Origin of the sequence: Mesobacillus boroniphilus JCM 21738 (assembly GCF_000517385.1) — a bacterium.
GTDB classification, from domain to species: Bacteria; Bacillota; Bacilli; order Bacillales; family Cytobacillaceae; genus Mesobacillus; species Mesobacillus boroniphilus.
Window position 1 is genome coordinate 1 of the sequence record NZ_BAUW01000100.1, and the last position, 12255, is coordinate 12255.

Genomic DNA, 12255 nt, shown 5'->3' on the forward strand with positions numbered 1-12255 from the left:
GGTTTTCTTAATCCAGCTCCAGCGCCTAGCCCCTCGAGTCGCTTGTCTAGTTTCGCCTCCTAGAAACTCCGAAACTTCAACTCCGCCGGCAGAAGCAAAAAACGCTTCTTTGTCGGAGTCTCCAGTTTCTGCGTTTCTGGGCAGTCGGCTATACTTTTCGGTTTCGGTCCGCCCGATGAAGTCAAAGAGCGACTTCACTGGTCGGCCCTCCAGCGCTTGTCGGGGCTGAACGAGACGCTTGCGCTTTTCTTATTAGATATTTGCATATGAAATCACACATTATAGGTTATCCGTTACATAAAAAGCCTGGCAGTTTATTGTTATGGGCAGGATTGGTACAATTGGGAAGAGAAGAATTCAAAGTTATATAACAGATAAATTCAGTTTTTCTCTGTTTTCAAGTAAAATAGATAAGATAGCATCTTTTATAAAGATAAGAATTATTCATATAAGATTATAATTTGGCTTAAAAAAGGAGAATTGGTATGGAGAAGAAGATTCTGGTTGTAGACGATGAAAAACCAATTGCAGATATTCTACAGTTCAACTTAAAAAAAGAGGGTTACGATGTGTACTGTGCATATGATGGTAACCAGGCGGTTGAAATGGTAGAAGAGGTTCAGCCTGACTTAATACTGCTGGATATTATGCTCCCTATGCGTGATGGCATGGAGGTTTGCCGTGAGGTCCGCAAAAAATACGAGATGCCGATTATCATGCTGACTGCTAAAGACTCTGAAATCGATAAAGTTCTTGGACTTGAGCTTGGGGCGGATGACTATGTCACGAAGCCATTCAGCACAAGGGAATTGATTGCAAGGGTAAAAGCAAACCTGCGCCGCCATCAACAGATTGCATCCAAAGAAGATGAGCAAGAGGAATCAAATGAAATCACCGTTGGCTCCTTGACCATCCATCCTGACGCTTATGTTGTTTCAAAAAGAGGAGAAACGATTGAGTTGACGCATCGTGAATTCGAACTTCTCCACTATCTTGCAAAGCATATCGGACAAGTCATGACAAGGGAGCACCTGCTGCAAACGGTTTGGGGTTATGACTATTATGGGGATGTCCGGACAGTTGACGTAACCGTTAGACGTCTTCGTGAAAAGATTGAGGACAACCCAAGCCACCCGACATGGATCGTGACGAGACGAGGAGTAGGCTATTATCTAAGAAACTCTGAGCAGGATTAAGACCGGGAATGAAAAAGGTAGGTTTTTTCCGTTCGATACACCTTAAATTTGTGCTTATATACGTCCTGCTTATTCTCGTTGCAATGCAAATCATTGGTGTTTACTTTGTCCGCAAACTTGAGACGACCCTCATTACGAACTACCAGGAATCGGTAAAATCCCGGGTCGACCTGCTGGTTTATGATATCCAGGAAGAACTGGTTAAGGAGCGCGGGAAAGAAGATCCTACTAAAGAGGAAGCAATCAGGCTGATCTTAAAAGATTATAGGGCCACTGATATTTCTGAAATCCGGGTAATCGACGGGAGCAGCTTTAAGATACTTGGGACATCAAACTCTAGCAATCAGGACTTGTAGGCCAGAGGACACCTGACGCCATGATTAAGCGTTCAATTATCTTGGATGCAGATGAAGATGTAATCCAGCTGGATCGGAAAACGGGCGAAAGGGTGTGGGTTCTGTCAACACCAATCATGCATAATAGTGAAGCGATAGGTGCTGTCTATCTTGTAGCCCAGATTGATAATATTTTTAAGCAGATGAATGATATCAATAAAATCCTTGCTACCGGTACGGCTATTGCGTTGGTTTTCACCGCGATTCTTGGTGTTCTTCTGGCGCAGACGATCACCAGACCGATTTCAGATATGCGCAAACAGGCACTGGCGATGACCCGAGGGAATTTTTCCAGGAAGGTTAAAGTATATGGTTATGATGAGATAGGCCAGCTGGCAATTACTTTCAACAACCTGACGAAAAAGCTTCAAGAAGCACAGGCAACGACTGAAGGTGAGAAAAGAAAGCTATCCTCAGTCATTTCTTATATGACCGACGGTGTCATTTCAACTGACCGTAAAGGACGAATCATCCTTATAAATGACCCTGCAACACAGATGCTTGGTGTTTCACGTGAAACAGTGCTGTCTCAGCCATTAGTTTCCATACTAGGGCTGGACGAAAACTATAATTTTGAGGATCTGCTCCAGGAAAAAGACTCGATCGTCCTGGATTACAGTACGAAAAGCAAACCATTTATCCTTCGTGCAAACTTTTCGGTCATACAGAAGGAAAGCGGCTTTGTGAATGGATTGATTGCTGTCCTGTACGATATTACGGAACAAGAAAAAATTGATATGGAGAGACGGGAATTTGTTGCGAATGTTTCCCATGAACTGCGGACTCCGCTGACAACCATGCGCAGCTATCTTGAAGCGTTAGCGGAAGGAGCATGGAGGGATGAGGAAATCGCACCAAATTTCCTTGAAACAACCAGAGGTGAAACGGAACGGATGATTCGCCTTGTTAACGATTTGCTGCAGCTTTCGAAACTCGATAGTGTAGATTATCGTCTCTCAAAGGAATGGGTCAACTTCCCGGTTTTCTTTAACCGGATTATTGATCGATTTGAATTGACGAAGGAACAAAATGTTTCTTTCAAAAGGGAAATCACGGAGGATGCGATTTTCGTAGAAATAGATGAAGATAAAATCACACAGGTACTTGATAATATCATTTCTAACGCCATGAAGTATTCGCCAGAGGGCGGAACCATTACATTCAGGGTGAAAGAGCTGGATGACCAGATTGTTGCAAGTATTTCAGATGAAGGTGTTGGCATCCCGAAAGATAACCTTGATAAAATTTTCGATCGTTTCTACCGGGTCGATAAAGCAAGGACCCGCAAACTTGGCGGTACAGGCTTAGGACTGGCTATTGCCAAGGAAATGGTTAATGCCCACGGGGGAAGGATATGGGCAGAAAGTGTGGAGGGTAAAGGAACAACAGTTCAATTTACTCTTCCTTATGACCGGAGTGCAGAGGATGATTGGTCATGACATATGAAAATATTAAATCTGTTATTTTAGCGTTCCTTGTAATGCTAAGTGGCTTTTTAACCTGGAATATTTGGACTTATCAGCCGGACTATGAGGTTGTAAATAATCAAAAGACTGTTGAAGAAGTAAATATTGCCACCCAGAAGGAACTTAAGAAAATCGTCAAACCTCACCAGGTTATCTATCATGTTAATGGAAAACAGTATGGTTCGGTAGGTAATGGTTATATTGATGATATTATTGGAGTTATTTCGAAATGGAAGTACTTCGATTTAAAAAAATATCCCGGGCGGATTAGTGAATTCAATGAGAATATTGTCCAGGGGGAGAATACCGAGATCATTTTCCCTGATGAGGTACCGATTGAACTCTACAAGCGGGTACTTAATATCGATGAAAAGGATATGCCGAAATTTGATTTCGACCGCATTATCATTAATTCCGAGACCCAGCAAAAGCAAGAGGGAATTGTTTATTTTTATTCCCAAAAAACTCAGGAAGCGTATGTCAGTAATGTAAGTCCTTCCTATATAAATGATTTTACGAGGAAATTTTACGACTCAGCAGGAAAGCTGGTTCCATATTTCCTTCATACTGTTTCCGATATCAAGAGGATTTACCTGCCAACTGAAAAAGTAAAAATGGTGTTGTACACTTACTATCAGAATTCACTTGATTCGGATCAGTTCAAAGATGCCTTGTTCACAAACCCAAGCTTTGTACAGCGCAATGTGGTGGATGGAATTGAGGAATATACGGATGATGCCAGTAAAATGATCGTTGACACCAAAACCAACATGATTAACTATGTGAATCCTGTCCGGAGTGGTGATTCCATCATCGGGACCAATAATGTTCTCCAGAAGAGTATCGAGTTTGTTAATGGGCATGGGGGCTGGACGGAAACGTATCGTTATGTTTATAAGGATGATTTTAATCAAAACGTACTTTTTCGTCTGTATAGTAAGGAAGGGTACCCTGTGTTCAACCAGATAGGGATGTCAGAGATATACCAACAGTGGAGGCAATCGGAGATCAGCAGATATATGCGCCCGGGATTCCATCTTGAGCTGCCTTTGAATCCAGAAGTCGTCACCAAGACATTGCCATCTGGGTATGAAGCGCTGGAATACCTGCAAAGCAAGGAAGACATTAAGCTGGAACTGCTGCAAAACCTTATGCCGGGTTACTATATGACGCATGGACCAGAAGATTCATTAATTCTGCTCGAGCCGGGCTGGTTCTATTTATACGATCAGGAATGGCGGCAGCTGATATGGGAGGAGGAATTGAATAATGGATTGGAGTAGAATCAAGACAATCTTTATTCTCACCTTCCTCGTCCTGGATATTTACCTTGTTTATCAGTTTATGAATACAAGGGATGCTGCCCAGTATGAAATTCCAAAGGAAGCGCCTCTGGAGGAAAAGCTGAAGAATGACGATATCACCTATGGTGAACTTCCTGATATAAAAAAGAAAGAGCAGTATCTTAGTGTCAGGACGAAAGTGTTCACCACTGAGGAAATGGCAAAGTTCAAAGGGCAAACAGTCAGCCTTGGGGATGGGACATCAATTGAGGCCAAGCTGGAGAAACCAATTAAACTGACTAGTAAGTTCCAGCCAGCGGAGCTGTCTACTTTTATAAAAGGAAACATTTTCTCCGGTGAAGAATATAAGTTCTGGAGTAAAAATGATGAAGACAAAACCATCACATATTACCAGGAACACGACAATAAGACATTCTACTATAACAGCAATGCGAAATTAACGTTCTATTTCAATGAAAACAATGAAGTGACTTCGTACAAACAAACATATTCGGAGATCATCGATGAACTCTCGGATGCAGAGGAATTGCTGCCGCCATTAAGGGCGCTGGAAACTCTTTATAAAAAGTTTGATCAAACCGAAGAGTGAAATTACCGATTTTGAATTAGGCTATTCCACTCTTGTTTCACTGACGGCATCACATGTAGTGACACCGACGTGGAGGATTGAAGTCAATGGCAAGGAGAACCTTTTTGTACATGCGTTCGAAGGTCGAGTCATCCCGTTGTCTGACGGAGAAAATAAAATTACGGAGTGAGAGATATGAGTTTGCATTTTAGTGTTCTCGCCAGCGGGAGTACGGGAAATGCGATCTATGTGGAGACGGAGGGCCAATCCTTTTTAGTGGATGCCGGATTGAGCGGCAAACAGATGGAGTTATTATTCAAGCAAATTGGCCGTGAAATGAAAGACCTCTCTGGAATATTAGTGACGCATGAACATAGCGATCATATAAAAGGCATAGGAATCGTTGCCCGTAAGTATAAGCTGCCAATCTATGCGAATGAAAAAACATGGAAAGCGATGGACGGCTTGATTGGGGAAGTCCCGCTTGAGCAGAAATTTTCTTTTGACATGGAAACCGTTAAGACCTTCGGAGGGTTGGACATCGAATCCTTCGGTGTCTCACATGACGCTGCTGAGCCGATGTTCTATGTGTTTCATAAAGATGGCAAGAAATTGGTGCTCATTACAGACACAGGCTATGTCAGCGACAGGATGAAAGGAATCATATCTAATGCGGACGCCTATGTTTTCGAAAGCAATCATGACGTCCAGATGCTGAGGATGGGAAGATACCCTTGGAGTGTCAAGCGCCGGATTCTGAGCGATTATGGCCATGTCTCGAATGAGGATGCCGCAGTCGCGATGAGTGAGGTGGCAGGAGCTAATACAAAACGGATTTATCTAGCCCATTTAAGCACGGATAACAATATGAAGGACCTTGCAAGGATGTCAGTCGCCCAAACACTGGAAGGCAGGGGCATTCTTGTAGGAGAACAATTCGATTTGATTGATACAGATCCGAAGACTGCGACACCTTTGACAGCAATTTAGCGCGTTTATGGTGATAGTTTTATAGGTAAAGGAGTAGGAGGCATCTACAAGGCCCTCTACTCCTTTTTTAAAACCGCATAGGGGCTTATAATTTAGAAAATATCGTTACTGATAGTATAATAATCTATATAAAAATAACTAACGTATCTATTGGTCGATGAAAGGATTGGTGGACATTGGGTTATTATGATCAGGATTATCAAAGCCGGTATAAACCGCAAAATAGCAGGAAAGGCGGCTTTTTCTGGGCAAGCCTGGCAGGTGCAATCATAGGTGCATTATTGGTGATCTTCTCGATTCCTATATTAGCTAACTTGGATGTGCTGCCATACAAAATTGAACCTCATAACCAAACTGCAGTAACCGACGAAGAGCCCGCCAAAGAAAGTGAAGAGGGCAAAACCACTAAAAAGAATGTATCGATTGATGTATACTCGCAAATTACTGACGCAGTCGACAAGGCTGGAGATGCAGTAGTCGGCATTACGAATATCCAGGAAAGCACGAGCTTCTGGGGACAATCCCAGGAATCAGGCGGAACAGGGTCTGGCGTGGTTTATAAGAAGGAAGGTGACAAGGCGTATATTGTCACAAACCACCATGTCGTGGCGGAAGCTCCGAACTTGAGGTAAGCCTGAGTGATGGCACAAAAATTCCCGCCAGGCTTTTAGGGAGTGATATCTGGACTGATTTGGCCGTGTTGGAGGTACCAGCTGACCAAATTAAAGTTGTAGCTGAATTTGGCAACTCTGACAAGCTGAAACCCGGTGAGCCAGTCATTGCAATCGGCAATCCGCTCGGACTTACTTTTTCAGGATCCGTTACACAGGGGATTATCTCTGGTTTAGAACGGGCAATTCCAGTCGATATCAATCAGGATGGAACTCCCGATTGGCAGGCAGAAGTTTTACAGACAGATGCAGCGATTAACCCCGGAAACAGCGGAGGGGCCTTGATTAATATCGAAGGCCAGGTGATAGGCATTAACTCAATGAAAATCGCCCAGAGTGCTGTCGAAGGAATCGGATTATCCATCCCAATCAATTACGCAGCGCCAATTATTGAGGACCTGGAGAAGACAGGTGAAGTGCAGCGGCCGTTCATGGGAGTAGAATTAGCTTCAGTAAATGAAATTTCAGCCTACCACCAGGAAAACACGTTGAAGCTGCCGAAGGAAATTAACTATGGTGTGGCAGTTAGAGGCGTACAGCCAAATTCACCAGCAGCCCAGGCTGGATTGCAGGAATATGACGTCATTGTCGAGATGGATGGCGAGGAAATCCGCGATGTTGTTGATCTGCGCAAGCATCTTTACAATAAAAAGAAGGTTGGCGATGACATGCAGGTCAAGTATTATCGAAATGGCCAGCTGGAAGAAACTATAATGAAGCTAGGCGGAGAAACATTATAGTGGTTGTGGATAATAACAGGAGGCGAAATGCTTCCTGTTTTTTTGTGCTAAAATGGTCACTGTGGATAAATTTTATAGTGAATTTAAGCAAATGATAACCATATAAAAAAGAAGCTGAAGGGATGAATGTTATGAAGTATTGCTGCAGTGAACATGTAGAATTAGCGCTGGATGAAGTGGTTGATGAGTATGAGGTAGCACCACAATTAACGAAGTTAGAGTCTGTTGATAAGTCGGAGTTTGTCTGTGGATACTGTGGACAACCTGCTGTATATATTGTGGCGAACGAATGATCGCCTACTAAATGTGGATATCGATGTGAATATGTGGATAACTATTGTGGATATCTTGTTTGTAAACTGTTTGTAATCTGTTTGTAAAGTGGGGATGACTGTGAATATCTCAATCGTGACGGTCGGAAAACTAAAAGAAAAATACTTAAAACAAGGGATTGAGGAGTATCTTAAACGACTTGGAAGCTATGCAAAAGTGGAAGTCATCGAAGTACCAGATGAAAAAGCACCGGAGGAATTGAGCGATACAGAAATGGTCCAGGTCAAGCAAAAAGAAGGAGAGCGGATCCTCGCAAAAATCGGCTTAGATACATATGTCATCGCTTTAGCTATTAATGGAAAGCTCAAATCATCAGAAGAACTTGCAGACACACTCGATAAACTAGCCACGTACGGAAAAAGTAAAATCGCTTTCGTTATTGGCGGATCGCTCGGTTTAAGTGATGAAGTATTGAAAAGATCCGATGAGCATCTCTCCTTCTCCAAAATGACATTCCCTCACCAACTAATGCGATTGATCCTCGTTGAGCAAATTTATCGGGCTTACAGGATAAATCGCGGTGAACCGTACCATAAATAGAGGCAAAAAAATTTGAAGATAAGGAGGCATTTTGTCGTTTGAATCATGAAAAAAGAGGGAATTTCCTCTGTATCATCTGGTTCAAGATAAAGTGAGTGGATAAGTGTGAATGTCTTGGACAGATTAACTTCGGAAAAATCGAAATCTAGTTCAATTTTATCAACAGTTCGAGAACGAGAATCAGATTGCTTTACTGTCACTTTTTTAAGTAAAAGTTGAAAAAGTTGCTTTTTCTTTTCTCTGGAAGACTGTTGGAATGCTTCAATGTATTTTTCTAATAAATGCTTAATCAAGTCAGGTTTAATAACCTTTAAGTCAGATGAACTTAGTTGATTGCTAAGTTCATTTTTATTTTGTTCTAATTCACTTTTTTGTTTAGAAACCTTTTGTAATCGATCTTGTAAGATTGTTAAAGGAAACAAACTTTGCTCAAATGCTTCCATATATTTCTCTTGTATGGCATCTGCTTCGTCCAGTTGTAGTTGAATTAAATCTAGTTGTTCTTTTATATCTTTGTTCAATTGAATGTTTTCCTTATTAATGTTATCAATGCTCTTAAGGAAGTATTCTGAATCATGTAGGAACGAGGTTATACGATTTATGATTGAATCTTCGGCCTCGTAAGCTTTAATTGAATTCGTTTTACAAGCAACAGAACCTTTGTTGTGGAAATTCCCACATACATAGTAGCGATGCTTCCGTTTGCTTCCATCTTTAAGTGTATAAGTCGTTATAGATGGTACCATGCCTTGCTCGCATTCCGGACAGCGAAGAATACCGCTTAATAGGAATGGCTCATTAGATTGACGTTGTTTAAATGATTTACTTTGTCTCCTTGCTCGAACAATACTCCAAAGATCATGGGATATAATTGCTTCATGTTTTCCATCCACTAAAATAGGGTTGGGGTTTTTTCCGCGTCTTCGTTTTTTATCCCAGTTTTCAACTTTTAGCCAACGTATTTTTCCAATATAGATATGGTTATCCAATATGGTGGCAATACCATTGATAGAAAAATGTCGATTCCTTTTGGTGCGGTAACCTGCTTTGTTTAGATGGTTAGTTATAGCTTTTAGTCCCTTGCCATCAGCATACAATTGGAAAATATGCTGCACAATTTTAGCCTCATCAGGATTTATAACAAGCTCTTTCTCTACGGAGTCATATCCGAATACTACTCCTCCGTTCCAATTACCTTCTTTCGCTCTTTGTGTCATTCCGAGTTTAACATTTTCAGATAGGGTATTTCTCTCCATCTCAGCAATAGAAGCCATCAATTGAACAACTAATTTCCCAATTGGGGTGGATGTATCAAAGTTCTCTGAGTAAGAGATGAATTTCACATCATACTCATCAAATTTTTCTAGTAATACAAGAGTATCCAACATATTTCGAGAAAGACGAGATATCTTCCAAACAAGGACAGCTTGAAATTTACCCTTATCAACGTCTGAATTAAGCTTTTGCAATGCAGGGCGGCCTTTAATGTCCTTACCACTAATACCTTCATCAACATACTCCTCTGCAATCTGCCAACCATATAAGGAAGCATATTGACGCAAAGTGTGTAATTGTGCAGAAATACTATAGCCTTCACTTGCTTGCTCTTCTGTGCTGACACGACAGTATATTGCAACACTTTTTATTCCATTCATTTTAATCCTCCTTTAACTGTTTATAACAGTATTGGTATTAAAGGAGATAAAAATAACTGACTATTGATTTAATAAGAGGCGTTTCGGAAGTTTGTTTATTACTAGAAGCCATGGAAACAAAGATAGTACTTGAAGTGTAAAAAAGTGTTTGTTAATAATAGGGTATCTAAACTTAACTAAATAAGCTGGTTAATATGTTGATATCAGGTATGCTTAAGAATTATGTTAAAACTAGATATTCATTGGATCTAGAAGATAAAAGAGGCTGGTTACTGTGAATTTTACAAATTTATTGCATAGAAATGATATTGATGGGTTTAAAGAATATTTAAACACACGCGATGTTAATGAAGTTTTTCAGGGGCAAAGTTTTTTATACTGGGCTGTTCACTATAGAAATATTGAATTTACAAAACATTTAGTTCTAAAAGGTGCTGATGTGAATCAATTGGATCGTTTAGGCAGAACTCCTTTAATAATTGCTTGTTATTTTGGCTTTGTTGAGATTGCGTCATTTTTGCTAGAAAACGGAGCAGACATGTCGGGATGTTTAGAAAGAGCAAAAAAGGTTGGGATGAACATGAACATATAGAAATTATTGAATTACTAAAGCAATGGGAATGAAATGTTGAGGTTATATTACTTTATGTATCTTGGTATGAAAAATATTAATTTGTTACCTTACTGACTTTGTGCAAGAGTTCAGAAGCAACGCATAATTTGCGTTGCTTCTTCGCTTTATTAGAAGTATTTCTGGTAAAACTCCTGTCTCAGCCTTCCGCTTAGTTGGGCATATATTCGAGTGGTTTCACTTTTCTCGTGGCCCAAAAGGCTTTGGATAACTTCAACTGGTGCTCCATTATTCAATAAATGGGTGGCATAGCTGTGTCTGAGTTGGTGGGGATGAATTTCCTTATCTATGCCGGCACGCGCTGAGATTTTCTTAATGTAATACCTCATCTGGGCAATACTCATCCTGTGTGGCTGTCTCTCTGTTACAAAAATGGCCGGATCTTTATCCTGGCGGCTATCAATGTATCGTTTAAGCCATAATTCAGCCCGAATATTAAAATACACTTCACGTTCCTTGTCACCCTTTCCCCTTACGATGGCAGAGCGGTTAGACCAATTAATGCAATTGCGATCAAGTGCAGCGATTTCTCCAATTCTGCAGCCAGTAGAAAACATCATTTCGAATAGTGCCTTTTCCATGGGGCTGATACAGGCTTCACGCAAAAGTTCAATCTCCCTTTCTGATAGAAACTTTGGGATTCTCTTGCCGGCTTTAGGTTCCTTGATCTTTGCTGCTGGATTTATGGTTAAATGGCCTTCCTCGTGACACCAGCGAAACAATGACTTCATAAACCGGATTCTATGGGCCAAACTTGAGGGTTTTAAATCTTTGCCTTGAGTAACAAGATATTTCTTCAATCCTTCTGTATTGAAGGTAGCAATAATTGGGTCCTTAAAATAGCTTATGAGCAGCTTTGCCTGAATACCATATGCTTTTAAGGTATATGGTGAGAATCCTTCAATACGTTTATCTGCTTCATAGGACTTCCAAGCAGTTGATAGCAACAAGCCAATCCCTCCCATTTTATTAGGATATCAGAAGGTATTCTTGCCAGTTTTATAGAAATTTAGACTTAGTGAAGAGAAATTTTAAAATATCTTACAAACTTGGTAAATTTAATTAAGTCTTCTAATGAACTAATTTATTGGGAGGTGTTGAAATGGATATGGAGAAGTACAAATTAACATTACTAACAATTATTACACTTATCTTATTGTACATAGCATTTATAATTTCAGACCCAGGCTTCGGAGTTGGATATTAAATGAATAGGTCCTATACAGCTCAGCCAACAAATACTAGAAGCAGCGTTGTTGAAGAAACGAAACAGTTTAGTAAAAGAACGGATCTATAAAATACCTTGGTTTGAACCAATAAGGGGGTAATTAGATGAAAAAGGTTGGATTTATATTAGGTATAGCAATAGTTATTTTAACTGTGTTCATATTTGTAAATAAATTATACTATCCCTCTCTTCCAATAGAGAATTTATCAGCAAAAGAAGCAATTGATAAACTAAAAGAATCGGAAAGTAAAATAGCAGAAATTGCAGTAGAAGGCGATTCTATTTGGTTTATCACAAGTAGTGAGAACAAAGGTATATCGATTGCTGATGAAAATATAAACAAATGGTTGGTTCAAAGGGATGGGAATTTAAAGAAAAAGATGGTGCTGGTCTGTTCTTTGAAAAAGACGGAAGGAGATTAATTGCCACCACTCAAATGTGGACTAGGAATTATGTTCTCGTTAAAATGCCAGGTAATTTTAAAAAATCTTGAGGGGTTTTTAATAAACTATGATAATTTTTGTTGAATTCCTTATTG

At 40.3% G+C, this 12255-nt stretch carries 10 protein-coding genes and 3 pseudogenes; 10 read left to right on the forward strand and 3 right to left on the reverse strand.

The features are described from left to right. On the reverse strand, positions 1-198 hold a 198-nt coding region (locus tag JCM21738_RS18630; RefSeq protein WP_035209867.1), incomplete at its 3' end, for a hypothetical protein. 287 nt (positions 199-485) lie between these two features. Here JCM21738_RS18630 and yycF point away from each other — a divergent pair. The 8 genes and pseudogenes from yycF (at position 486) to rlmH (ending at position 8203) form a co-directional block, all read left to right on the forward strand. Further along, positions 486-1196: a response regulator YycF gene (gene yycF / locus JCM21738_RS18635; RefSeq protein ID WP_023613395.1), complete on the forward strand. Its 711-nt coding sequence runs from the start codon at positions 486-488 to the stop codon at positions 1194-1196. Between the two features lie 8 nt (positions 1197-1204). Continuing rightward, positions 1205-3030: pseudogene (gene walK / locus JCM21738_RS18640) on the forward strand (cell wall metabolism sensor histidine kinase WalK). Beyond that, on the forward strand, positions 3027-4340 hold the full coding sequence (locus JCM21738_RS18645) for a YycH family regulatory protein (RefSeq protein ID WP_023613397.1): 1314 nt from the start codon (positions 3027-3029) through the stop codon (positions 4338-4340). Before walK ends, JCM21738_RS18645 begins: the two are co-directional and overlap by 4 nt. Before the next feature lie 61 nt (positions 4341-4401). Beyond that, positions 4402-5119, forward strand: a pseudogene (locus JCM21738_RS18650) (two-component system regulatory protein YycI). 5 nt (positions 5120-5124) lie between these two features. Then, positions 5125-5919: an MBL fold metallo-hydrolase gene (locus JCM21738_RS18655; RefSeq protein WP_023613399.1), complete on the forward strand. Its 795-nt coding sequence runs from the start codon at positions 5125-5127 to the stop codon at positions 5917-5919. Positions 5920-6095: 176 nt separating this feature from the next. Then, a pseudogene (locus tag JCM21738_RS18660) lies at positions 6096-7330 on the forward strand (S1C family serine protease). A gap of 122 nt (positions 7331-7452) precedes the next feature. Further along, positions 7453-7623 (forward strand): CxxH/CxxC protein, encoded by a 171-nt coding sequence (locus JCM21738_RS23545; RefSeq protein ID WP_023613401.1) that lies wholly within the window; start codon positions 7453-7455, stop codon positions 7621-7623. Between the two features lie 100 nt (positions 7624-7723). Further along, on the forward strand, positions 7724-8203 hold the full coding sequence (rlmH, locus tag JCM21738_RS18665) for a 23S rRNA (pseudouridine(1915)-N(3))-methyltransferase RlmH (protein ID WP_031307630.1): 480 nt from the start codon (positions 7724-7726) through the stop codon (positions 8201-8203). On the opposite strand, the gene JCM21738_RS18670 is transcribed toward rlmH, so the two are convergent. Beyond that, on the reverse strand, positions 8167-9858 hold the full coding sequence (locus JCM21738_RS18670; protein WP_243463083.1) for a recombinase family protein: 1692 nt from the start codon (positions 9856-9858) through the stop codon (positions 8167-8169). The two genes, rlmH and JCM21738_RS18670, sit on opposite strands and share 37 nt — an antisense overlap. A 274-nt stretch (positions 9859-10132) precedes the next feature. On the opposite strand from JCM21738_RS18670, the gene JCM21738_RS18675 reads away from it, so the two are divergent. Next, complete coding sequence (locus JCM21738_RS18675) at positions 10133-10450, forward strand: ankyrin repeat domain-containing protein (protein WP_052019790.1); 318 nt, start codon at positions 10133-10135, stop codon at positions 10448-10450. 149 nt (positions 10451-10599) lie between these two features. Here the strand turns inward: JCM21738_RS18675 and JCM21738_RS18680 are convergent, their stop codons facing one another. Beyond that, the gene (locus tag JCM21738_RS18680) at positions 10600-11439 is read right to left on the reverse strand and encodes a tyrosine-type recombinase/integrase (RefSeq protein ID WP_023613404.1); all 840 of its coding nucleotides are present in this window, start codon (positions 11437-11439) and stop codon (positions 10600-10602) included. Between the two features lie 382 nt (positions 11440-11821). On the opposite strand from JCM21738_RS18680, the gene JCM21738_RS18685 reads away from it, so the two are divergent. Further along, positions 11822-12139 (forward strand): hypothetical protein, encoded by a 318-nt coding sequence (locus tag JCM21738_RS18685; protein WP_243463084.1) that lies wholly within the window; start codon positions 11822-11824, stop codon positions 12137-12139. Positions 12140-12255: the final 116 nt, after the last annotated feature.

Bases quoted from the DNA above. Each gene is read 5' to 3' on its own strand.
- yycF (WP_023613395.1), top strand. From the start codon at position 486: ATGGAGAAGAAGATTCTGGTTGTAGACGATGAAAAACCAATTGCAGAT.
- JCM21738_RS18645 (WP_023613397.1), top strand. From the start codon at position 3,027: ATGACATATGAAAATATTAAATCTGTTATTTTAGCGTTCCTTGTAATG.
- JCM21738_RS18655 (WP_023613399.1), top strand. From the start codon at position 5,125: ATGAGTTTGCATTTTAGTGTTCTCGCCAGCGGGAGTACGGGAAATGCG.
- JCM21738_RS23545 (WP_023613401.1), top strand. From the start codon at position 7,453: ATGAATGTTATGAAGTATTGCTGCAGTGAACATGTAGAATTAGCGCTG.
- JCM21738_RS18670 (WP_243463083.1), bottom strand. From the start codon at position 9,858: ATGAATGGAATAAAAAGTGTTGCAATATACTGTCGTGTCAGCACAGAA.
- JCM21738_RS18685 (WP_243463084.1), top strand. From the start codon at position 11,822: ATGAAAAAGGTTGGATTTATATTAGGTATAGCAATAGTTATTTTAACT.